Origin of the sequence: Bifidobacterium pullorum DSM 20433, from assembly GCF_000771405.1 — a bacterium.
GTDB lineage: Bacteria > Actinomycetota > Actinomycetes > Actinomycetales > Bifidobacteriaceae > Bifidobacterium > Bifidobacterium pullorum.
The window spans coordinates 24,951-47,686 of record NZ_JDUI01000003.1; the positions used below are offsets into that span (position 1 = coordinate 24,951).

Annotated in this window: 22 protein-coding genes, 2 tRNA genes and 1 pseudogene; 11 read left to right on the top strand and 14 right to left on the bottom strand. The window is 66.6% G+C overall.

Going from position 1 to position 22,736, the window contains the following annotated elements; translation table 11 throughout:
* Positions 1-33 precede the first annotated feature (33 nt).
* Positions 34-1,191 (bottom strand): succinyl-diaminopimelate desuccinylase, encoded by a 1,158-nt coding sequence (dapE, locus tag OU11_RS02550; RefSeq protein ID WP_223224083.1) that lies wholly within the window; start codon positions 1,189-1,191, stop codon positions 34-36.
* 352 nt (positions 1,192-1,543) lie between these two features.
* Here dapE and OU11_RS02555 point away from each other — a divergent pair, with 352 nt between their 5' ends.
* The gene (locus tag OU11_RS02555; RefSeq protein WP_033514354.1) at positions 1,544-2,485 is read left to right on the top strand and encodes an AEC family transporter; all 942 of its coding nucleotides are present in this window, start codon (positions 1,544-1,546) and stop codon (positions 2,483-2,485) included.
* Positions 2,486-2,624: 139 nt separating this feature from the next.
* Here OU11_RS02555 and OU11_RS02560 read toward each other — a convergent pair whose 3' ends face one another.
* From OU11_RS02560 to OU11_RS02605, 10 genes and pseudogenes are all read right to left on the bottom strand, one after another.
* Positions 2,625-4,085, bottom strand: a complete 1,461-nt coding sequence (locus OU11_RS02560) for an FtsX-like permease family protein (RefSeq protein ID WP_033514355.1) — start codon at positions 4,083-4,085, stop codon at positions 2,625-2,627.
* Positions 4,060-4,984 (bottom strand): annotated as a pseudogene (locus OU11_RS08605) (ABC transporter ATP-binding protein); the annotation flags it as partial. The pseudogene OU11_RS08605 and the gene OU11_RS02560, both read right to left, overlap by 26 nt.
* A 649-nt stretch (positions 4,985-5,633) precedes the next feature.
* Positions 5,634-6,368, bottom strand: a complete 735-nt coding sequence (locus OU11_RS02570) for a ribonuclease HII (RefSeq protein WP_033514356.1) — start codon at positions 6,366-6,368, stop codon at positions 5,634-5,636.
* A gap of 186 nt (positions 6,369-6,554) precedes the next feature.
* The gene (gene lepB, locus OU11_RS02575; protein WP_081963404.1) at positions 6,555-7,292 is read right to left on the bottom strand and encodes a signal peptidase I; all 738 of its coding nucleotides are present in this window, start codon (positions 7,290-7,292) and stop codon (positions 6,555-6,557) included.
* A gap of 135 nt (positions 7,293-7,427) precedes the next feature.
* The gene (rplS, locus tag OU11_RS02580; protein WP_033505372.1) at positions 7,428-7,799 is read right to left on the bottom strand and encodes a 50S ribosomal protein L19; all 372 of its coding nucleotides are present in this window, start codon (positions 7,797-7,799) and stop codon (positions 7,428-7,430) included.
* Between the two features lie 296 nt (positions 7,800-8,095).
* The gene (locus tag OU11_RS02585; protein ID WP_081963405.1) at positions 8,096-8,536 is read right to left on the bottom strand and encodes a DUF1893 domain-containing protein; all 441 of its coding nucleotides are present in this window, start codon (positions 8,534-8,536) and stop codon (positions 8,096-8,098) included.
* A 163-nt stretch (positions 8,537-8,699) separates the two neighbouring features.
* Positions 8,700-9,266 (bottom strand): ECF transporter S component, encoded by a 567-nt coding sequence (locus OU11_RS02590; RefSeq protein WP_033514357.1) that lies wholly within the window; start codon positions 9,264-9,266, stop codon positions 8,700-8,702.
* A 43-nt stretch (positions 9,267-9,309) separates the two neighbouring features.
* Positions 9,310-10,209, bottom strand: coding sequence for a DUF362 domain-containing protein (locus OU11_RS02595; protein WP_052122569.1), 900 nt, complete (start codon positions 10,207-10,209; stop codon positions 9,310-9,312).
* 292 nt (positions 10,210-10,501) lie between these two features.
* Positions 10,502-12,199, bottom strand: a complete 1,698-nt coding sequence (gene pgi / locus OU11_RS02600; protein ID WP_033514358.1) for a glucose-6-phosphate isomerase — start codon at positions 12,197-12,199, stop codon at positions 10,502-10,504.
* 143 nt (positions 12,200-12,342) lie between these two features.
* The gene (locus OU11_RS02605) at positions 12,343-13,545 is read right to left on the bottom strand and encodes an acyltransferase family protein (protein WP_152597042.1); all 1,203 of its coding nucleotides are present in this window, start codon (positions 13,543-13,545) and stop codon (positions 12,343-12,345) included.
* 322 nt (positions 13,546-13,867) lie between these two features.
* Here OU11_RS02605 and OU11_RS02610 point away from each other — a divergent pair.
* The 3 genes from OU11_RS02610 (at position 13,868) to OU11_RS02620 (ending at position 15,253) form a co-directional block, all read left to right on the top strand.
* Positions 13,868-13,943: transfer RNA gene (locus OU11_RS02610), tRNA-Thr, on the top strand.
* Positions 13,944-14,015: 72 nt separating this feature from the next.
* A tRNA-Leu gene (locus OU11_RS02615) sits at positions 14,016-14,096 on the top strand.
* A 155-nt stretch (positions 14,097-14,251) separates the two neighbouring features.
* Complete coding sequence (locus OU11_RS02620) at positions 14,252-15,253, top strand: AEC family transporter (RefSeq protein WP_033514460.1); 1,002 nt, start codon at positions 14,252-14,254, stop codon at positions 15,251-15,253.
* Here the strand turns inward: OU11_RS02620 and OU11_RS02625 are convergent.
* A complete protein-coding gene (locus tag OU11_RS02625) occupies positions 15,250-15,918 on the bottom strand; it encodes a non-canonical purine NTP pyrophosphatase (RefSeq protein ID WP_033514461.1) in 669 nt (222 codons plus the stop codon). The two genes, OU11_RS02620 and OU11_RS02625, sit on opposite strands and share 4 nt — an antisense overlap.
* 116 nt (positions 15,919-16,034) lie before the next feature.
* Positions 16,035-16,793 (bottom strand): ribonuclease PH, encoded by a 759-nt coding sequence (rph, locus tag OU11_RS02630; protein ID WP_033514360.1) that lies wholly within the window; start codon positions 16,791-16,793, stop codon positions 16,035-16,037.
* Positions 16,794-16,891: 98 nt separating this feature from the next.
* On the opposite strand from rph, the gene OU11_RS02635 reads away from it, so the two are divergent.
* Together OU11_RS02635 and OU11_RS02640 are read left to right on the top strand one after the other, a co-directional pair.
* Positions 16,892-18,214 carry a nicotinate phosphoribosyltransferase gene (locus tag OU11_RS02635; protein WP_033514361.1) on the top strand — a complete coding sequence of 441 codons (1,323 nt, stop codon included), beginning with the start codon at positions 16,892-16,894 and terminating at the stop codon, positions 18,212-18,214.
* A 29-nt stretch (positions 18,215-18,243) separates the two neighbouring features.
* Entirely contained in the window at positions 18,244-19,257 is a 1,014-nt protein-coding gene (locus OU11_RS02640) for an aldo/keto reductase (RefSeq protein WP_033514363.1), read from the top strand.
* Positions 19,258-19,261: 4 nt separating this feature from the next.
* Here OU11_RS02640 and OU11_RS02645 read toward each other — a convergent pair whose 3' ends face one another.
* Complete coding sequence (locus tag OU11_RS02645; RefSeq protein WP_373869293.1) at positions 19,262-19,552, bottom strand: DUF3039 domain-containing protein; 291 nt, start codon at positions 19,550-19,552, stop codon at positions 19,262-19,264.
* A gap of 148 nt (positions 19,553-19,700) precedes the next feature.
* Between OU11_RS02645 and coaD the strand changes: the two genes are divergently transcribed.
* The 5 genes from coaD (at position 19,701) to rnc (ending at position 22,723) form a co-directional block, all read left to right on the top strand.
* Positions 19,701-20,195 carry a pantetheine-phosphate adenylyltransferase gene (gene coaD / locus OU11_RS02650; RefSeq protein ID WP_033514365.1) on the top strand — a complete coding sequence of 165 codons (495 nt, stop codon included), beginning with the start codon at positions 19,701-19,703 and terminating at the stop codon, positions 20,193-20,195.
* Entirely contained in the window at positions 20,144-20,866 is a 723-nt protein-coding gene (locus OU11_RS02655; protein ID WP_373869291.1) for an ATP synthase subunit B family protein, read from the top strand. The genes coaD and OU11_RS02655 overlap by 52 nt, the downstream gene beginning before the upstream one ends.
* 4 nt (positions 20,867-20,870) lie before the next feature.
* A complete protein-coding gene (locus OU11_RS02660) occupies positions 20,871-21,485 on the top strand; it encodes a YceD family protein (protein WP_033514366.1) in 615 nt (204 codons plus the stop codon).
* An 87-nt stretch (positions 21,486-21,572) separates the two neighbouring features.
* Positions 21,573-21,767 (top strand): 50S ribosomal protein L32, encoded by a 195-nt coding sequence (gene rpmF / locus OU11_RS02665; RefSeq protein ID WP_033505387.1) that lies wholly within the window; start codon positions 21,573-21,575, stop codon positions 21,765-21,767.
* A gap of 167 nt (positions 21,768-21,934) precedes the next feature.
* A complete protein-coding gene (gene rnc / locus OU11_RS02670; protein ID WP_081963406.1) occupies positions 21,935-22,723 on the top strand; it encodes a ribonuclease III in 789 nt (262 codons plus the stop codon).
* Positions 22,724-22,736: the final 13 nt, after the last annotated feature.

The window sequence follows — 22,736 nt, forward strand, 5'->3', positions numbered from 1 at the left end:
ACGGCGGCGCAGGAACGCGGAAGGCCCGGACCGTCAGCCGAGCCAGTCGCGCAGGATGCCGGCCATCAGCGTCAGGTCGCTTTCCGGCACCTGCTCGTCATGCTTGTGCGCGAGCAGCGGATCGCCGGCACCCAGGTTGACGGCGGGGATGCCGATCGCGGCGAAACGGGCCACGTCGGTCCAGCCGAGCTTGGCGACCGGCTCGCGGCCGGTGCGTTCCCGGACCAGATCGACCAGCGACCGGGCGAGAGGGTCATCCAGGCCAGGGCGGGCGGACGGCGATTCGTCCTTCATCTCGATGCCGAAGCCCTCGAACACGCCGCCGGTGGCCGTATGCTCGCCGTTGTTCAGCTCCGCGCCGGCGTCCGTGCCCATCATCAGCGCCTTGGCCTCGGGCAGGGACTTGTCCGGTGCGAAACGGTAGTTCACGTGGATGCGGCATTCGTCCGGGATCACGTTCGTGCCGTTGCCTCCGGAGATCAGCGTGGCGTTCAGGCCCTCGCGGTACTCCAGACCGTCCACGGTGATGGCCTGCGGCTCATAGGCGTTGAGACGCATCAGCACCTCGCCGGCCTTGTGGATGGCGTTCTCCCCCATCCACGCGCGCGCCGAGTGCGCGGCCACACCGTGCGCGACCACATCGAAGCGCATCGTGCCGTTACAGCCGCCCTCGATGCCGCAGTTCGTCGGTTCGCCGATGATCGCGAAGTCGCCCTCGATCCATTCGGGATGGGCCTCGACCACCTTGCGCAGGCCATTCTTCTCGGCCACGACCTCCTCATGGTCGTAGAACACGTAGGTCAGGTCCACCTTCGGCTCGGTCAACGCGGCCGCCAGATACAGCAGCGCCGCGTCGGAGGCCTTCATGTCGGTGGCGCCGCGCCCCCACATCACACGCTCGCCCGGATGCGCGGCGGCGATCTCCGCACGGATCGCCGGATCGCCGGGTTCCAGCCAACGCGGCGGGAAGTTGTCGATCACCGGCACCGTATCCAAATGCCCGCACAGGATCACGCGGCGATCACGGCCCAGATCGGTCGAGGCCACCAACGTATCACCGTGCCGGCGCACGGTCAGATGCGGCTGGCGGCGCAGGAACCGCTCCACCATGTCGGTCAGAGGCCCCTCGTCGTCACTCACCGAATACACGGCCATGATCTGCTCCATCAGCGCGGCCAGCGCCTCGCCCATCGTGGCGTCCGGCGCGAACCCGATCTCCGCCGGCGTCTCGATCGCCGCGGCCTGCATCATCTCATCACTCATGTCCCCCAGCCTACCCGCCCCCGTTCCGATAATCGACACGCCCGGCCTATTGCGGACTCTGCGACATCGTGACCGTGATACAAGTCCCCAAAACGTTGATATTTCGCCACTGTTCCAACTCCTCGCACGGTCACGATGTCGCGCGGTCCGGAGAAACCGGGTGTGTCGCGCAACGGGATATGAGACGAAGGCGGCGACGGCCGCGCGCCGATGCGACACTGGTTACCACGTCCGCAACGGCACCGCCGCGGACGCGATTCCATACAGGCAAGGAGAAGTCATGGGGCTGCTGAACGCGTTGCAGGGATTCTGCGTCATCGGCATCGTGATCCTCACCGGATACGTGGCGGCGCGGCTGCGCATCGGCGGGTCCAGCGCGCAGATGGTGCTCAATCGTTTCAGTTTCTTCGTGTGCAGCCCGTGCCTGATGTTCGCGATCCTCTCCAAGGAGCCGATCTTCGACATCTTCCACTCGTCGATCGTCGTGGCGTTCGCCTCGGCCATGGCCGTCGGCGTGGCCTTCCTCATCATCAACCGACTGTGCTTCCACATGGATGCGGCGCACGCCACCATCGGCGCGTTGAACTCGCTGTATCTGAACTCGAACAACATCGGCCTGCCGATCGCCACCTACATCCTCGGCGACCCGGCGCTGGTGGCGCCGATCCTGGTGATGCAGCAGGCGCTGTTCACGCCGGTCGGGCTGACCGTGCTCGACATGGCCACCACCGGCCGCGTGTCGGTCAAGGAGGTGCTGAAGCAGCCGTTCCACCAGCCGATGCTCATCGCCTCGATACTCGGCATCGCGGTGTCGATCGTCTCGGCCCAGGTCGGCTGGTTCGTGATCCCCGGGTTCATCTTCGACCCGATCGACATGATCGGCGGCGCCGCGGTGCCGATGATCCTGATGGCGTTCGGCATGTCCCTGCACGGGGCCAGGCCGATGCAAGAGCGGACCGCGCGCCACGCCACGCTCACCGTCACCGCGCTGAAGAACCTGGCCATGCCGGCGGTGGCGTTCCTGCTCTCCTACTTCGTAATGGGCTTCCGCGGGCCGACGCTGTACGCCTGCGTGGTGCTCGCCGCCCTGCCGACCGGGCAGAACGTGTACAACTACGCGGCGCGGTACAACGTCGGCACCACGTTCGCGCGCGACGGCATCCTGCTGAGCACGATGACCAGCCCGGTGGTCATCGCCCTAATCGCCGTGCTGTTGGGCTGATCCCGGTCCCTGCCGACCCCGTTTGTCCGAATCGGGGGATTCTTACGTTGTGAACGTAACCATCACCCCGAAATAGCAAGAATCCCCCGATTCGGACAAAACACGGGCCCGCCACCGACACGGGCCCGCGCCTGGCCCGTCAGTCGTCGGCGCGGTAATCGGTCAGGTTCAGGTTGGCGGCCACGCGATTGGACGCGAACGCACCGACCGAGACCAGCGCGAAGCACAGCGCCACGCCGCCCACGAAGCTCAGGATCGTGGCGGGTTGCGTCATCGATGCCGCGAACAGCGGGAACATGAGCAGCAGCGAGCAGCCGCCCGCCACCACGACCACGGTGGCCAACGGCGTCAGCACCTCCACGAACCGCGCGCGGTTCAACGTCTTCACGTCGGTGCCTTCCAACACCAGCATCCGGTATTCGGCCGCCTGGTCGTATACGGAGCCCGCCTGCATCACCCCGCAGCTGACCGCGGCCAGCACGGCGGCGAACCCGAGCGTCAGCAGACCGCCGGTGCCGATATCGCGCATCATCGTCACACCCGGATCGTCGGCCGGCGGCGCGGCGCCACCCGACGTCCACGCGGCCGTCGACAGATACCCGCAGATCGAGGTGATGCCGGCGATGAACACGGCCAACGCCACGCCGGAGACGTTGCGCCAGGCGCGCTTGGGATTGTCGAGGATGCGGCGCATCGCAATCATCGTGGCCGCGTCCTTCGGACGACGCGCCTTGGCGCGGGCGCGAGCCGCCACCACCCATGCGCCCACCAGGTTCACCACGGCGAACACCAGGAAAAAGAACCCAATGATCACCGCATAGATCATCGCATCACCCAAGCCGGTCAGCATGGTCGGATTCGAGAACACCAGGTACGCGGCGGCCACCACGGCCAGGAAGACCAGCACACGCCATTTCGCCGGCAGCGGCTCGGCGGCATGGGACGTCACACCCAGCGGGGTGATCGCCACACGGCGCAGCGTGACCAGCGCCGAGACCAGCGCCAGCACGGTGACACCCGCCAGCACGGCGATCAGCGCGATCGAACCGACCCACAGCTGCTCGAACGTGAACCGTTGATTCTGGAAGTTCAACAGCATGATCAGCGGCATCAGGGCGAAATATCCGACGATGCCGATCAGTGCGCCGACCAACGCCTGTCCTGCGGCGTCCAACGCGGTCAGCCGCACCACCTGGCCGGTGGTCGCCCCCGCCAATCGCAGCGCGGCCAGGCGGGAGTCGCGCCGGGACGCGGCCAGACGCGCGGCCGAACCGGCGAGCGCCACGAACGGCACGACCAGCAGGATGCAGGCGAACACGGCCAGCACCACATAGGTCGAGGCCATCTGCGTCATCTGGTCGTCCGCGAGCCGGCGGGAGAACGCCTCGTAGGTGCCGGGCGCGCAGGCGTCGGGACTGAACAGGCAGCCGATGGTGTGGTCGGCGGAGGCGCGCCAGACGAAGCCGTGCAGGCCGCCGAGCACGGTCAGGAAGATCGCGGTGGCGGCGGCGAAGGCGATGATGGCGAGCGCGGAGGTGTGCGCGGTCGTGTCGGCGCGGCCGGGGCGGTGGAACAGGCGCCAGAGTGCGAAGGTGCTCATCGGGCCACCCCGGTTCCCTCGTTCGGGGTCCGCCCCCGCCAGCTGGGGGCCGACACCACGCGTTCGTCACGCCCGCCGGCGACGCCGGGCAGGTCCGCCAGACGCCCGTCCTGCATGGTGACGGTGCGGTCGCAGAACGCCGCGACGTTCGGATCGTGCGTGACCACCACCACGGCGGCGCCGTTCGCACGGCTCGCCTCCATCAGGATCGACATGACCTCGCGCCCGGTGGCCTGGTCGAGCGCGCCGGTCGGCTCGTCGGCGAACACCACGGCCGGTTGCACGCACAGGGCGCGGGCGATGGCCACGCGCTGCATCTGCCCGCCGCTCATCTCACCGGGCCGTTGGCCCGCGAGCGCCCTCAGGCCGAGCCGTTCCAGCCACAGGATCGCCGTATCGGTCGCCTGACGGTAGGCGACCCCGTCGAGCATCATCGGCAGGGCGATGTTCTCGACCGCCGGCAGTTCGGGCAGCAGCTGGCCGGACTGGAAGACGAAGCCGAAGGCGCTGCGACGCAGCCTGGTGCGTGCCGCGTCCGGCATGGCGGTCAGGTCCGTGCCGCGGAAGGTCACGGTGCCCGCGGTGGGCCGGATGATGCCGGCGAGCGCGTGCAGCAACGTGGATTTGCCGGAACCGGAAGGTCCCATGACGGCGACCGACTCGCCCTCGTGCAGGGTGAAGTCGACATGGTTGAGCGCGAGCGTGTGCGCGGGTGCGGGACCCGTGCCGACGGTGCCATGATCGGCGGCGGCGCGGGCGTTGGCGGCGCCGTAGTCCATGACCAGACCGGAGGCGTTCAGGATCGCGGATCCTTGGGGCGTCCGCGAATGCGTGGATTGGACGGGGACGGCGCCGTGCACGGCGTGTGTCGGCGCGTATTCGTTTCGATTGCTGTTCATGGTTCCGAGATTATGGGCGCGCCGCCGCGCCATCCATAGCACTGCGGAACGATTACCAACGGCGGGATTGACGATTCTCATCCTTCCGAACGAGCCGGGCTTCCACCCAGTCGGGCCGATGGTCGTAGGGGAAAACGGCACAGGGGGACACGTTCGACCGATTCGCTGACGCCGAGCCGATGGCTGTAGGGGACGATGACGTCCTTCAACGCAAGTCCAGCTCTTACGCAAGAGTAAGGCGCAGGTGCATGGCGCAGGTGACGCACGAATGGCACCCGGCACCATCTCTGTGGCCGTATGGCATCCGCTTGACCGCGTAGATTTGCGGGTTCAACTGGCAAGCCATCTCCGTGGCCGCATGGCATCCGCCGTGGTACGGTACGGAACGCTCAAACCCCGCAAACTGCGACTCCGTACCACAACAGTGTGGTACAAAACGAATAAAGCCGCACGGAATGAACTCCGTACCACAGACGGACGGTACGGAAGAGCTCGAACCCGCAAAACACAGTTCCGTACCACAGCGGTACGGTACGGAACGCGGCAAAGGCCGTTTTCGGACTCGGTAGCGTGCCGGCGCGATGCCGTGGCGGTCAGACGCCAGCTGATGTGGCGGTCACCGCAGGTCAGACGCCAGCTGATGCAGCGGTCACTCGCCGGTCAGATGCCAGCTGGTGCGGTGCAGCGGGGTGGGGCCGAGTTCGGCGATGGCACGGCGATGAGCGGCGGAGCCGTACCCCTTGTTGCGGTCCCACTCATACGGCGCATACCGCGGATTGCCGCGGGCGATGTCCACCATCAGCCTGTCCCTCGTGACCTTGGCGATGACGGCCGCAGCGGCGACCGTGGCGCAATGCCGATCGCCCTTGACCCGGGTGATGACATGCGCCGGAACCGGCACGTCCGGCGCGTCAAAGGTGTCGAGCGCTTTGGTGATGTAGTCGTTGGGACCGTCAAGAATCGCGCCGACCCGGCCGATTTGCCCGGTCCGGACTTGGGACGTGGGCCGTTCGCCGCCTAACGGCATAAGCCCCAGCTGCCGTTCCACGTCATTGAGCGCACGCAGGGCGGCGATGCCGAGCGCATGGCCGATTCCCCACTCGTCGATTTCGTCGTTGCCGGCCTGCCCCACCGCGCTCGCCGCGCACCATGCCCGCAACGGTTCGAACAGCGCCTCGCGGCGGCGTTCCGTCAGCACTTTGGAATCGGCCACGCCGGCAGGCACTGTCAGTTCCGGCAGGTCGCAGGCGAGCACCGCCGCGGCGCCGACCATCACCGGACCGGCCAGCGCGCCGCGCCCGACCTCGTCGAACCCGACGATCAGCTCGTAGCCCTGTGCGGCCAGTTCCCGTTCCGACTCCAGTGTGGGAATCTCATACACCATATCCTGCTCCTGCCGTGGTATCCCCGATAGATCACAGTCCGGGGCATAGCCGGTCGGATGGATCATTGTCCGGATACCCATAGTCTAGAGAGGTCACCGCCCGAATAGATCACGGTCCGAACGAATCGACGTCCGAATAGATACGGTTCGGGGAAATTCAACCGGGCGGACCGTCAGCCGAATGGGTCATAGGCCCACGGAGTCGGCGCCCGGCACGTCCGCGAACACGTCGTGATGCGAGTCCAGCGCGCCAATGCGCTGCAGCGGCCAGTACGTGGCCAATGCGACGCCTTCGATGTCCTCCAACGGCACCAACCCGTTCTCCTCATCATCCTGGTGGTACCGGGAATCGGCGGAATTGGAACGGTTGTCACCCATGACGAACACATGCCCCTCCGTGACTTCCACCCGGAACGGGAAGCTGCTGGGCGCCACACCCGGACGGATGTAGGCGGATTCGTCGATGGCCACGCCGTTGATGGTCACCGGGCTGCCCTCCCCCGCGCATTCGACCACGTCGCCGGGCAGTCCGATCAGCCGCTTGATCAGGCGGTCCTTGCCGAAGATGCTATCGGTCTGCTCGTTGCGCAGCCAGTTCGAGGGGTCCTTGAACACCACGATGTCGCCGCGCTTGAGATCCACGACCTTCGGTGCCAGCGACAGCGTCAGCACCCGGTCGCCGGGCATGATCGTGTTCTCCATGGAGCCGCTGGGGATGGCGTACATGCCGAAGACGAACACGCGCAGCAGCAGGATGATGACCACCGGCACGCCGCACCAGACCAAGGTGTCGCGCCATCCCGCGCCCGCGGGTTTGGGCTCCGGCCTGCGGCGGCCGGGCACCGGCGACGGGTCCACGCCATGGTCGGCGACCATCATCGTGCGCAGATCCCGTTCCTCGTCGGGATTGGATGGCAGCTGCATCTGGCGTCCTCCTTGCGTTGGCGGCGCGGTCGGTTGACGGCACCGCGTTCCATCATAGCGACTGCGGATATGAAACAACCCGGAGGCCTTGCGGCGACCGGGTTGCGTTCACGTTTTGACGGTGAGCGATGCGGCTCAGGCCTTGGTGGCCTTGTTGTCGCGACGCTCGACGATGCGAGCGGCCTTGCCGCGCAGAGCGCGCAGGTAGTACAGCTTCGCACGACGCACGCGGCCGCGACGGACCAGCTTGATCGAGTCGATGGACGGGGAGTGCAGCGGGAAGCGGCGCTCCACACCGGTGCCGAAGCTGATCTTGCGCACAACGAAGGTCTCGCGCACGCCAGCGCCCTGACGGGCGATCACCACGCCGGTGAAGGTCTGGATACGGGAGTTGTTGCCTTCCTTGATCTTGACGTTCACGTCAACGGTATCGCCGGGACGGAAATCCGGGATCTCCTCGGCCGGCTTCATGTGCTTGGCGTCAAATGCCTCGATAGCATTCACCATGATGGTTTCCTCCAACGCTGCCGCATGTCAGCGCCTCGGTTCGGGGCGCGGCGCATGGTCTGGCCATCGCCGGCCCTGGTTCAGTATTCCGTCGGGTTTGCCCTCGGGAAGCCCGCCAATCCGCCGGATGCAAGGCCTTGCGGCCGACCGGCTGGACCCTTATGGGGAGAACGGTTCATGCGGCGACCAATCTCCCGGCACAGCGACTTTCCACTGTACCCGCTCGTTCGGACACCACCGTCCGCCGGGATGCCCCGTGCGGGATGGGCCGCGCCGACGGGCACGGGGGAGCCCGGTCAGGACCTCGCGGCCATAAGTTCGGCGACGGCGGCGCGGATGGGGGTCTCGGCCTGTGCCGGGTCGTCGATGCCACGCACCGACTGTTCGATCGGGCACATGCCGGTGTTCGCACGGTTGCGGATCATCGGCACCAGTTCGTCACAGGCGGCCTCGACGTGGTGGGACCGCAGCATGGCCAGTCCCGCCTCGCTCATCACATGGCCGTGTACGGCTACCGCGCCCAGTTGGATGTACAGCATCGCGGCGGCCTTGCCGACCACCCGATCGGAGGCCGAGAATCCGTCGAGCCGTTGCCCCGCGGCCAGCCAAGCCAGCAGCGGTTTGACACCACGGCCGGCGCCGGTGAGGGTCTCGTCGCCACGGCAGGCGACACAACCGAGCGCGCCATCGGCCTTAAGCGTGCGACGTGCCCGCATCCAGTCATCATGCATAGTCATGAGGTTGTTCTCCTTTACGTCTGTCCGCGACTCTCCGTCCACGGGATGTCAGGCGGACGGCCTAATCGACGCGACTGCGCCCTGACGATGGAAAGCCGCCCCGCCCGCGCATGCGACGGACGGAAGCGGCTTTCAAACGATCATCGGACCGAGGCGGCAGACGTCACTCCTTGGCGGCGCGATGCTCCACCCAGAACATGATCAGCGGCACCAAGCCCCACTGCAGGATCAGGCCGGGCAGGCCGGCGAGCACGCTCGTCCAGATCGAGGCGACGGCGACGGTGGCGTTGCCGAGCACGCCGACGGCGAACAGGATCGCGGCGGCACGCACCACGCGTCCGCCCACCTGCACCAGCAGCACCTTGGCGATCGTCGGCATCTTGGCGGCGCGCAGCAGGCCGGCGATCAGACCGTAGGCGGCCAGTTCGATCACCATGAACGGCAGCATCGCCGCACCCGGCATGCCGGAGAGCGCGAAGCTGACGAGCGGACCGCACGCCCCGGCGATCGCGCCGGCATACGGGCCGGCCAGCAAACCGACCAGCATGATCGGCAGGTGCATCGGCAGGAACGCCTCACCCAGACCGGTGCCCATGCCGGAAATCGCGCCGACGACGTGGAAGATCTGCGGAATCGCCACCGCGCCGGCGATCGCGGCGAGGGTGGCGGCCGCCTGCACTTTGACGGACGGCAGCGCGCGGGTGCGGCTGATGCTCATTGTTGTTGCCATGACTGTTTCCCTTCTATGCAAAACCAAACTGTGCGGGGCCGATTCAGGCGTCGAGGTCGACGAGACGGTAGTTGCGGTTGCCCAGCCCCATTTCCACGGCGTGCTCGACCGTATGGATCGCATGGCGCGACTCCATGCGCTCGATGAGCGGGCCGTTGTTGTCGTCGGACAGGTACACCTGGTCGACGCAGGCCTGGTCCACGGCCACCGGGTCGAGCGAAGCGAGGATGCCGATGTCGTTCATCTGCGGGGCATGCGGGTTGCCGTCGCAGTCGCAGTCGACCGAGAGGTTGTTCATCACGTTGATGAACAGCATGTTGCCGTGCAGTGCGTTGAACACGCCGGTCGCGGCCTCGGCCATCGCCTCGAGGAAGGAGTCGTGGTCGCCGTCGAACGCGTTGGGCAGCGCCTCGTCCTGACCGGAGTGGATACGCTCCTTGCCGTGCGAGGAGGCGATGCCGATCGAGATGTTCTTGAGGGCCCCGCCGAAGCCGCCCATCACATGCCCCTTGAAGTGGGAGAGGACCACGTAGTAGTCGTAGTTCGGGAAGTGCGAGCCCACGGTGTCGCTGGTCAGGCGCTTGCCGCCCTCGATCGGGATCTCGATCTCGCCCTCCTCGTCCTGCAGGTCGACCGGGGCGATCTCCATGAAGCCGTGCTCCTTGATCGTCTCCCAGTGCTTCGAGGACTCGTTGCGGGTGCCGGCGTAGGCGGTGTTGCATTCGACGATCGTGCCGTCGAGCTGTTGCACGAGATCCTTGATCAACGCCGGCTGGAGATAATGTGTGTTGCCGCCCTCGCCGGTGCTCAGTTTGACCGCCACCTTGCCCTGGGGCTTGACGCCGAGCGCCTCGTAGGCCTTCTTCAGGCCCGCGGGGCTGATGTCCCGGGTCATGTAGACCACGGACGCGGTGGGGGAATCGGTCTGATAGGTGGTCACCATCTGTTGCCTCCTTGCGATTGAGATCGTGATGGTTTCACGATACCGCCAGCGCCACGACAATACGCCGGATACGAAATCAACACCAATGCGCCGATCGGTGCCGAACCATACCCGGAATGCATGGCGGCCGCCGTGATTCCTGCCCGATACGGGAAGACCCCGGCGATGCCGGGGTCTTCAACAGTGCTCTGAGCTTTACCCAGAACTCCTCTGACGAACAGTCCAGCGGACTGTTCGTAGCCGGGCGCGCCGTATTGCGCGCCCGCGCTGGGCACAGCGTTCTGAGCGGAGCTCAGAACTCCCTGTGCTCACGGTAGAAGCGGATCAGCGACTGGGTCGACGCATCCTGCGCGGCCAGCGCCTCGTCGTCCTGCGAGATGGCCGGGGTGATCTCCTTGGCCAGCTGCTTGCCGAGCTCGACGCCCCACTGGTCGTAGGAGTCCAGGCCCCACACGGTGCCCTCGACGAAGGTGATGTGCTCGTACAGGGCGATCAGCTCGCCGACGGCGAACGGGGTCAGCGCCACGCCCAGGATCGAGGTGGTCGGACGGTTGCCGGTGAACACGCGGGCCGGCACGATCTCCTCCGGGGTGCCCTCGGCGCGCACCTCGTCAGCGGTCTTGCCGAACGCGAGCGCCTTGGTCTGCGCGAAGTAGTTGCCCAGGAACAGCTCGTGCACGTCCTGGTCGCCGTCCTTCAGCGGGTTCGGGGTGTTCACGAACGCGATGAAGTCGGCCGGGATCAGCTGGGTGCCCTGGTGGATCAGCTGGTAGAAGGCGTGCTGGCCGTTGGTGCCCGGCTCGCCCCAGAAGATCTCACCCGTCTCGGAGGTGACCGGGGTGCCGTCCCAACGCACGGACTTGCCGTTGGATTCCATGGTCAGCTGCTGCAGATAGGCCGGGAAGCGGTGCAGGTACTGGTCGTACGGCAGCACGGCGTGCGAGGCGACCTTGAAGAAGTTGCGGTACCACACGTTGAGCATGCCCATGAGCACGACGGCGTTCTGCTCGAACGGGGTGTTGGCGAAGTACTCGTCGATCTCATGGAAGCCGTGCAGGAACTCCTCGAAACGGGCCGGGCCGAAGACCACGGCGAGCGAGGTGCCGACGGCGGAGTCCACGGAGTAGCGGCCGCCGACCCAGTTCCAGAAGCCGAAGGCGTTCTCCGGGTCGATGCCGAACTCGGCGACCTTCTCCAGGTTGGTGGAGACGGCGACGAAGTGCTTGCGGATGGCCTCGGCCTTCTTCTCCTCGGAGCCGTCGATGGCGCCGGAGGCCTTGAGCTCCTCGAGCAGCCAGGTGCGGGCGCCGCGGGCGTTGGTCAGGGTCTCCAGCGTGGTGAAGGTCTTGGAGACGATGATGAACAGCGTGGTCTCCGGGTCGAGGCCCTTGGTCTTCTCGGCCAGGTCGTTCGGGTCGATGTTGGAGATGTAGCGGGCCGAGATGCCGGCGTCGGCATACGGCTTGAGCGCCTCGTACACCATGACCGGGCCCAGGTCGGAGCCGCCGATGCCGATGTTGACGACGGTCTCGATCTTCTTGCCGGTCACGCCGGTCCACTCACCGGAGCGGACCTTGTCGGCGAAGGCGTAGATGCGGCCGAGCACCTCGCGCACATCCTTGACGGTGTCCTGACCGTCGACGATGTACTTGCCCTCGTCCTCGACCGGGCGGCGCAGCGCGGTGTGCAGCACGGCGCGGTCCTCGGTGTTGTTGATGTGCACGCCGGTGTACATGGCCTTGGTGCGCTCGTCGAGCTTGACGGCCTTGGCGAGGTCGGCGAACAGCTTGAGGGTCTCCGGCTTGATGAGGTTCTTGGACAGATCGAAATGCAGATCGCCGGCATCGAAGCTCAGCTTCTCGACACGCTCCGGATCGTCGGCGAACCACTGCTTGAGGCTGACGCCCTCGTGCTGCAGCTCGTCGTAGTGCTTCTGCAGCGCGGCCCACTCCGGGGTGGCAGTGGCGTCAACAGGAGGATTGATGGCCATAGTAAACAGGTCCTTTCCTTAACCGATGAAGCGGCACGGAAGTCGCCCCGCGCCGTTGCTCTTCATGCTCCACGGTACCTATGAAATTGGACAGGGCGGCATCATGACACGCGTCGGCCGAACACGACATGCAAACGTTCGCATCAGCCCAGCCGCATCCATCGCAGCAGCGGACGCCTGATCAGGCCATCCGCCACCGTCACCGCAACCACATACGCCACGGAAACCGCCACGCCGGCGGCGAGCAGCGCCCAGCCGCCACCCGCGGAGACCACGGACGCCAGCATCCCCTGGATACCGGCGTCCATCACCACCGAGGCGAACACCGACTGCACGATATAGAATCCCAGGATGCCGGCCGCCAACCACGCCGTGCACCGCGCCGCCACCGAGCCGGACGAGCCCGACCTGCGCGACGCGCCCGCCAGATCCTCGCCCTCGCGCCCGGCCCCCATCGCGCACGCCATAAGCGGCAGGAACGCCAGCGCCATCGACGCCGCCGACGTCGACTTGTAGGACAGGGCGCCCAGCACCGTCACGTCCCTGCGCGCAGCGGCCACCGTCACCACCGCCAGCACCGCCACGGCCACCACGGCCGAAGCCGCCAGCCAGCGGCGTCGACGGCGCTCGAGATCCGCCGCCCGCGGCGCTTCGGACATGCCGGCGACCCCGGCGAGCGCGAACGCCGCCGCATACGTGACCGCGCTCATCCACTTGCGCCAGTCGGTCAGCCCGCGCGCCGCATCCCCGGGGGATACGAACGCGATGTACCCGTTCAGCAGCATCACCACGGCCACCACCACGCCAACGACCGCCACGCGCGCCCGCGCCGGCATGCGCCGCAGCAGCCACGCCAGAACCGGCGCCACCGCTGCAAAGGCGGCATACAGCCACACGAACTCCAGTCCCAACGTCCACTGCCACAGCTCGTGCACGCGCGCCAACGGCGTCACCCACGCGTCGCACGCGAGCGCGAACACCGCCACCACCGCCACGGATACGGCGATCGCCAGCACGCGCCGCACGGTGCCGCGGGCCGACGACAGCCAGTACCCGACCTGCGTCGAACGGCGCGCCAGCGAAGGCACCAGATACAACCCGGAAATCATGAAGAACACATGGTTGCCCCACGCGCCCATCAGCGAGATGACGCCCAGCACGGTCAGCATCACGGGGTCCGACCCCAGCGCCTCTCCGATCGGGCCGCAGCCGGTCTGCGGATCGCACAGCGCCTGGGCCGTCCACGGCATCATCGTGTGAAACAGGGAGATCCCGACGATCGCCGCCAACCGCAGCGCCTCGACACGCACGTTTCGGGAACGCGGCCCACCGCCTCCATTCGCCATCGACACCCGCCTTCGCTCAATCCATCTGAATTTCAATGCCTCACAGCATACCGTGACGGCCGGCAGCCGCGAACCGCAAGCGGAACATACGGGCGCGCGAATCCCCGAACCCCGAACGGAACGCACGAGCCCCGGAACTCCGAACGGCACGCACAGGCGCACGAGGCCCGGAGTTCTGCGTGATGTCGGGCAGGCTCAGGCTGAGCCCGAACGGATCCCACGGGCGCACGACTCCCGGAGACACGGCGAGTTGGACAAATCCCGACCCTGCGCTACAATCTATTTTTCGTGCGCGGGTCGCGAATGCTGCCCGCACGACCACGCCACTTTAGCTCAGTCGGTAGAGCGGCTCACTCGTAATGAGCAGGTCGACAGTTCGATTCTGTCAAGTGGCTCCACAACCCTAGGCGCGGCGGCAGTCGCGGCCTAGGGTTTTGCATAACCGGCGGCGGAACCGCCCCGGGATGCACGCGCGAGTGGCGTAATGGTAGCCGCGCAGGATTTAGGTTCCTGTGTCTTCGGACGTGTGGGTTCGAGTCCCATCTCGCGCACCCGTTCCACAATGCGAGAGACCGCCGATTCCGCGGTTTTCCAGGTCGCAGCGCACCACATCACCCGGACGGATCCCTGCCGCGCCCACGGCATCGCATACGGGAGTACCATGGCTTGCGTCGCCTACCCCATGGTCAACCGGGAGGGTTCCGCCATGTCAGCACTCATCCAGCCGATCACCCTGCTGATCATCATCGCCGCCGGATACCTGTTCAAACGCTTCGGACTGTTCGGCGAGCGCGACTACCGGGTGATCCAGAAGGCCGAATTCAACCTGATCCTGCCCGGCGCGATCATCTACTCGTTCGCCACGAATCCGCATGACGTGAGCCTGCTGATCGTCTCGGGATTCGCGTTCGTCGCCGCTCTGGTGCCGACGCTGGTCATGTACGCCTATTCGTGGCGCAGACCGGTGGCCGACCGCGCGTTCCTGATGCTCAACGGGTCAGGCTACAACGTCGGCTGCTTCTGCTTCCCGGTGTTGCAGTCGCTGATCGGCCCGGCCGCGCTGGTGCCGGCCGCGATGTTCGACGTCGGCAACTGCGTGATGGTGTCGGCGGGCACGAACGTGATGACGCAGACGCTGCTGCACATCGAGCCCGGCCGCACGCTGGCCGAGCAGGGGGCCGGGGATGCGCCGACGCTGCCGTACGAGCGCCCCGCCGACCGCGACGCCCGGCGGCTGGCACGGCGCGCACTGGCGCGCAACGTGCTCAAGGGGTTCGCGTCATCGCCGTCGTTCGACACCTACATGCTGATGATCGTGCTGATGATCGCCGGCGTGAGCCTGCCGGAATGGCTGGGCACGTTCTGCCAGCCGTTCTCCAACGCGAACGCCTTCTGTTCGATGCTGATGGTCGGCATGCTGATGGACCTGCCGGCTTCGCGCCACGACGTGCGCGACGTGCTGGAGATCCTGGGCTGGCGCGTGCCGTTCGCCGTGTTGTTCGCGGCGGCCGCCTGGCTGCTGCTGCCGTTCGACGCCCTCACGCGCGAGGCGGTGGCGTTGTGCTGCCTGGCGCCGACCGCCATCTTCGCCACGTTGTACACCGACAAGGTGCTGGGCAATGCGCGGCTTGCCGGGTTCACGCTGTCGTTGAGCGCGGTGATCGCGATGGCGCTGATGGTCGGCGCCCACTTCCTGCTGAACGCTTAGAGGAGGATGGCGGCTAGCTCGGGCATCAGGGCGCGCAGGGCCTTGCCTCGGTGGGAGATGGCGTTCTTCTCCTCGGGGGTCATCTCGGCGCTGGTCAGCGGTTCGCCGTCGGCATTCGTGCGGCCGGGCTGGTCGTCTGGCACGAACAGCGGATCGTAGCCGAAACCACGCTCGCCGCGGGCGGCGCGCAGGATGACGCCAGGCATCTCGCCGTTGCGGACGATTTCCCGGGTGATACGATGACGTCCGTTCTCGTCCACATCGGATGAGGGCACCACCAGGGCGGCGGCGCAGCGGAACCGGGCCGTGCGCTTGGCGTCAGGAATGTCCTCGATCTGGGCGAGCAGCAACGCGTTGTTCGCCGCGTCGTCGCCATGGTGGCCGCACCAGCGTGCCGATAGGATGCCCGGCGCGCCGCCCATCACGTCCACGATCAGGCCGGAGTCGTCGGCCACGGCCGGCAGTCCGGTACGCTCGGCCACGTCACGGGCCTTGAGCAGCGAGTTCTCCTCGAAGGTCACGCCGTCCTCGACCGGGTCGGGCAGGTCCAGCGAGCCGGCGGAGACCAGCCGCACGCCCGAGGCGCGCTCCCCGAGGCACTCCTCGAGGATCTGGCGCATCTCGGCCAGTTTGCCCTCGTTGTGGGTGGCGACGACGATGGTCAGGTTGGTGGTGGTCATGAGTCGTTCCTTTCGGTGGTTCGCACTACCTCGCGTTTCAGATTCCGAGGCGGCCATTTTCAACCGTTCCCGTTCGGAACCCCGAGGTAGTGCGAACCCCATTACTCGGCCAGCGCCGCACGCTGTGCGGCCTGGAGCTCTTTGTTGCCCTTTTCGGCCAGATCCAGCAGCCGGTTCAGCTCCTCACGGCTGAACGGGCGATGCTCGGCCGTGCCCTGGATCTCGATGAACTGGCCGGAACCGGTCATGGCCACGTTCATGTCGGTCATGGCCTGGCTGTCCTCGATATACGGCAGGTCCAGCATCGGCGTGCCGTTGATCACACCGACCGATACGGCCGAGACGCAATCCTTGAGCACCTTGTCCGCGCTTCTGATCTTGCGGTTGCGCTCCGCCCAACGCAACGCGTCCACCAGCGCCACATACGCGCCGGTGATCGATGCGGTGCGGGTGCCACCGTCGGCCTGGAGCACGTCGCAGTCCAGCTGGATCTGGTTCTCGCCCAGCGCCTTCATATCCACCACGCCACGCAGGCAGCGCCCGATCAGGCGGCTGATCTCATGCGTGCGGCCGCCGATCTTGCCGCGCACCGACTCGCGGTCCGTGCGCTCGGCGGTGGCGCGCGGCAGCATCGCATACTCGGCGGTGACCCAGCCCAGACCGGAGTCCTTGCGCCAACGCGGCACGCCCGTGGTGAACGTGGCCGTGCACATCACGCGCGTCGAACCGCATTCGATGAGCACCGACCCTTCGGGGGCATCGGTGAAGTTGCGGGTGATGCGCACCGGGCGCAGCTCGTCGGCCGCGCGCCCATCCGGGCGCAGCACCACATCGTTCAGCAAATCCTTGATTTCAGCCATGCCCACCAACCTAGCACCCAGGGCATATTGGGGGCCGGGATGGTCTCCCCGGCTCACTACGCTTCTGGGTAATATTCCTCGCCGAAGGAGGGGCAACGATGGTTGATTATTCGCCGGCCATGATGACCGACATGTACGAGTACACGATGCTGGACGCCGCGCTGAAGGACGGCACCGCCAACCGCAGGTGCGTCTTCGAGATCTTCACCCGCCACCTGCCGGAAGGCCGCCGGTACGGGGTGGTGGCCGGCACCGGGCGCATCCTCGACGCGCTCGAGCACTTCCATCTGGACGACGAGGATCTGAAATTCCTCGCCGACCGCAACATCGTCAGCGCCGACACCGTCAAGTGGCTCGAGAACTTCCGTTTCTCCGGCTCGATCAGGGGCTACCGCGAAGGCGAGATGTTCTTCCCGAACTCCCCCGTGCTGCAGGTGGAGGGCACCTTCGGCGAGTGCACGCTGCTGGAGACGCTGTTCCTGTCGATCCTCAACTACGATTGCGCGGTCGCCTCGGCGGCCTCCCGCATGGCCACCGCCGCCAAGGACCGCCCGTGCATGGACATGGGCGGCCGCCGCATCAACGAGTGGGCGGCCGTGGCGGCCTCCCGCGCCGCCGTGGTCGGCGGGTTCCAGGGCACCGCCAACCTGTTGGCCGCCCAACTGTACGGGCTCAAGGCCATCGGCACCGCCGCGCACTGCTTCACGCTCGTCCATGATTCCGAGCGCGACGCCTTCGTCTCCCAGATCGACGCGCTCGGCAAGAACACCACGCTGCTCGTCGACACCTACAACATCGAGGAGGCCGTCAAGACCGCCGTGGAGGTGGCCGGACCGGAGCTCGGTGGCGTGCGCATCGATTCGGGCGACCTGGCCGCGCTCGCCCAGCGCGTGCGCAACCAGCTGGACGCCCTGGGCGCCACGAACACCAAGATCACCGTGACCAACGACCTCGACGAATACGCGCTGGCCTCGCTGCAGACCGCTCCGGTGGACTCGTACGGCGTGGGCACGCGACTGGTCACCGGTTCTGGCGCGCCCACCTGCGCGATGGTCTACAAACTCACCGAACGGGAGAATTCCGCAGGCGTGATGCAGCCGGTGGCCAAGAAGTCGAAGGACAAGGCCACCGTGCCCGGCCGCAAGCTGGCGTACCGCTCCTACGAGTACAACCTGGCCGACTGCGAGCATGTGATTTCCGGTTCGGAGGACAAGCTGGCCGCCTTCCGGCCCGAGGACGGGTGGAAGGACCTGCTGGTGGACTTCGTGGACCACGGCCGGATCGATTCGACCTGGCAGGGGCATGACGCGATCATGGCCGCGCACGACTATCGCGCCCAGGCGCTGGCCGAGCTGCCGATCACCGCGCAGAGCCTGATGCGCGGCGAACCGGTGATCCCCACCGAAACCACCGTACTGTGACCACCCCGATTCGCAAAGGAAACCCGCGCATGATGGAACCGACGACGACCTACGTCCCCGCCGCCGACCGCTATGACGCGATGACCTACAACCGCTGCGGCGACAGCGGTCTGAAACTGCCGGCCGTCTCGCTGGGCTGCTGGCATAACTTCGGCGACCGCACGCCGTTCGAGACGATGCGCCAGCTGACCCGGACCGCGTTCGACCACGGCGTCACACATTTCGACCTGGCCAACAACTACGGCCCGGAACCCGGTGCCGCGGAACGCAACATGGGCCAGCTGCTGCGCACGGATTTCGCCGCCCACCGTGACGAGCTGATCATCAGCTCCAAGGCCGGTTACGAGATGTGGCCCGGCCCGTACGGCGACCTGGGCAGCCGCAAGTATCTGATCGCCTCGCTGGATCAGAGCCTGAAGCGCCTGGGACTGGACTACGTGGACATCTTCTACCATCACCGCATGGATCCCGACACCCCGTTGGAAGAGACGATGGGCGCGCTCGCCCAGATCGTGGCCAGCGGCAAGGCGCTGTACGTGGGCCTGTCGAACTACGACGGTCCGACGCTGCAGAAGGCTGCCGCGATCCTCGATGAGCTGCATGTGCCGTTCATCATCAACCAGAACCGCTACAACATCTTCGACCGCACCGTGGAACGCAACGGCCTCAAGGAGACCTCGCAGCGGCTGGGTCTGGGGCTGATCACGTTCTCCCCTCTCGATCAGGGACTGCTGACCGACCGCTACCTCGACGGCGAAATCCCCGCCGACAGCCGCATCGCCGCCGACGGCCGTTTCCTGCACGCCGACGCGCTGACCGAGGGCAAACTCAAGCAGATTCACAACCTGAACGACATCGCCGCCATGCGCGGCCAGACGCTGGCCGAAATGGCCCTGGCGTGGCTGCTGCACGACGGCGCGGTGACCTCGGTGCTGGTCGGCGCCTCCAAGCCGGAGCAGCTGCTCGACAATCTCAAGGCGTTGGAGAACACGACGTTCACCGACCGCGAGCTCAGCGTCATCGATTTCATCTCACGGGTCTAAACCGTCACCAGTTGCGCATCTCGTCGTAGATGCGCTTGCAGTCCGGGCACACCGGATACTGCGACGGGTCATGCTTGGGCACCCACACCTTGCCGCACAACGCCACCACGGGACGTCCCGTCGCCCGCGACTCGGCGATGCGGTCCTTCGACACGTAGTGGGCGAACCGATCGGCGTCGCCGTCGTCGGTCAGATCGGTCTGTTCACGGGTTTCCGGGCGTTCCAGAACCGCCGTGCCGGTCCCCTCGTCGGGGCTGGACAGCGGGGATACCGGATCGGCGTCGTCCCACATCATCTCTGTCATCGGTTCCCTCCATCATGCTCGACAACGTACACCGCATCCCATCATAAACCGCGGCCGCCCGGACGCACCTGCGCGCTACGGCCACGACATCCCCGCCGGCCTGGTTCCTCGGCGGGCGGGCACGCGGTAGTCTTAAGGCATGACTATCGCAGTATGCCCCGGATCGTACGACCCCGTCACCGCCGGTCACCTGGACGTCATCGAACGATGCGCCAGGTTCTTCGACGAAGTGCATGTGGTCGTCGCCGTGAATTCGGCGAAGCGGCCGATGTTCCCGGCCGCCACCCGCGTGGATGTGATTCGCCGGGCCCTCGACAAGGATGGTTTCTCCGACGTCAAGGTGGCCTCCACCGAAGGCCTGATCACCGATTACTGCAAGCGGGTCGGCGCCACCGTCATCGTCAAGGGGCTCCGACAGAACGGTGACTACGAGGCCGAACTCGGCATGGCGCTCGTCAACCGCAAGCTGTCGGGCGTCGAGACGTTGTTCCTGCCCGCGGACCCCGTCCTGGAACACATCTCCAGTTCCATCGTCAAAGACGTCGCACGGCACGGCGGCGACGTGACCGGCATGGTGCCGGATTGCGTGGTCCCGATGCTGGTGGAGGCGCTCAACCAGGAAAAGAGTCGATGATGACCGATGAAGCCACGATGAACGACGCGACCGACGAGCATGAGGTCACGCCGCAGGTCCAACCGTTGTTCCCGCCGATGCCCGATCTGCGGCAGGAGGAGGCCATGGCGGACGAAACGCGCAGCCGCGAGGAATTCACCACGGTCTACGACGTGATCGATCAGATGGAGCAGTCGATCGACCAGGCGAAGGGGACGCTGTTCGCCCCCGGAGTCATCAAGGTGGACCGCGACGAGTTCGCGGAACGGCTCGCCACGCTCAAGAAGATGCTGCCGGTGCAGCTCGAACGCGCGTCGGCGCTGATGCGCGAGGCCGAACGCCGGCTCGAGAACGCGCAGACCCAGGCCAACGCCATCATCTCCGCGGCGCAGAGCCGCGCGGCGGACACCGTGCACGAGGCCGAGGAACAAGCGCAGTTCCTGGCCGGACAGGAGAACGTCACCACGCTCGCACGGCAGAAGGCCCGTGATATCGTCGATCAGGCGCAGGCCAAGGCCGACCATCTGACCCAGGGCGCGGACCAGTACTGCATCACGGTGATGGATGGCCTGCAGCAGCAGCTCGCCAAACTCGAACACGACGTCAAAGCCGGTCTGACCGTGCTCCACGAACGCCAGCAGGCGGCGATGCAGCAGATGGCCGAATCCGATAGCAGCACCATGAAGGAGTGAACCCATGCCACGTCCGGAAGATTCCGTGTGGGCCGTCTCGGTGGCGCAGGTCGCGTCCCGTCCGGGCCAGAGCAAGCCGATCGACACCGTATTCCCCGCCCCCGCCGGCATCGGGGACAGCGTCGTCGGAGTCAGGGAGGGCGCCGACATCCGCGTGGTCGGATCCTTCGATTCGATCGTGGACGGCCTGGTGTTCACCGGCCGTCTCGAGGCCCCCGTCACCGCCGAATGCACACGGTGCCTCAAACCGATCGACCCCGACTGGACCGTGCCCGTCACCGCGTTCTTCCCGTACGATTCCGGTGCATGCCGTGACGACCGCCGTACCGGCCACGGCAAGGACGACGTCGAGATCATCGCCGGCGAGGATGAGTCCGAGGACGTCTATCCGCTGAGCCCCGACGGCGCCTTCGCCGACATGGAATCGCTGCTGCGCGACACGCTCGTCGAAGCCCTGCCGCTGCAGCCGCTGTGCCGCGAGGACTGTTTGGGATTGTGCCCCCAGTGCGGCGCGGACCTCAACGAGGACCCCGATCATCACCATGACGTGACCGACATCCGTTTCGCCGCGCTCGAACAGCTCAAAGCGCAGCTCGAGGCGGAGCAGACCGGGCGCTGAGCGCGCCGGCTTGGCTTTTGTACCGCGGTTGCGTTAGGATACTGAACGCTTAAGCTCAACTGTTCGAACGAAACAGAGGAAACAACAATGGCACTGCCTAAGTACAAGACCTCGCGCGCCAACACGCATTCGCGCCGCGCGAATTGGAAGGCGACCGCCGCGCAGACCGTGACCTGCGCGAACTGCGGCGCCCCGACCCTGCCTCACATGGCCTGCCCGAGCTGCGGTTCGTTCCGCGGCCGCACCTACCGCAGCGCCATCCAGCCGGCCCACACCAAGTGAGCCGCTGAACCCACAGGCATTCCGGAACCCTGCCATCGACGGGTGGCAGGGTTCCTTCATATCCGGGCCTCGCCGACGCATCGGACTACAATGGAACGTCGAGCAACAGGGGACGTCGCCGCTCCCGCCGACAGGCGCCGGCGAACGATACGTACGAAAGCGAAGATATGAGTCATCATCACGGCACCCGATCGGGCGAAACCATCACCGCGCAACAGGGCGAAGCCACACCGGCGTCACTGCCGGCGGCCGCCGACGAGCTGCTGGCGGCGCTCGGCGCCACCATAACCCCCGATCTGCTGGTGGAGGCGCTCACCCACCGATCCTTCTCGCACGAGCATCCCGGTACACCCAACTACGAACGGCTGGAGTTCCTCGGCGATGCGGTGCTCGAGCTGGTCGTCACGGAGACCCTGTTCGCCGCGCACCCGGACATGACCGAGGGCCAACTCGCCAAGATGCGCGCCAAGGCGGTCTCCGAGGAGTCGCTCTCCGCCATCGCCCGGACCAAGCTGCATGCCGGCTCGTGCATCCTGCTCGGACGCGGCGAGACCGATGACGGCGGCGCCGACAAGAGCTCGATCCTGTGCGACATCGTGGAGGCGCTGATCGGCGCCACGTTCGTGGAGCACGGCATCGACACGGCGCGTGAGGTGGTGCACCGGCTCATCGACGACACGCTGCACGAGGTGGCCACCGAGGGACCCGCCCTGGATTGGAAGACCTCGCTGGTGGTCAAGGCGCACGAGCTGGGCCTTGACGAGCCACGGTACCGCATGGAGGTCTCCGGTCCCGAATACGCGCAGGTGTTTACCGCCCGCGCCATGCTCGGCGACTCGGATACGGTGATCGGCACCGGCACCGGTTCCAGCAAGCGCAAGGCCCAGCTGGCCGCCGCCGAAGCCGCCTGGCACGCGCTGGATTCCGGCAGTACGCCAGTATGTGGGCGCGAATAGCCACGTCCCGCGT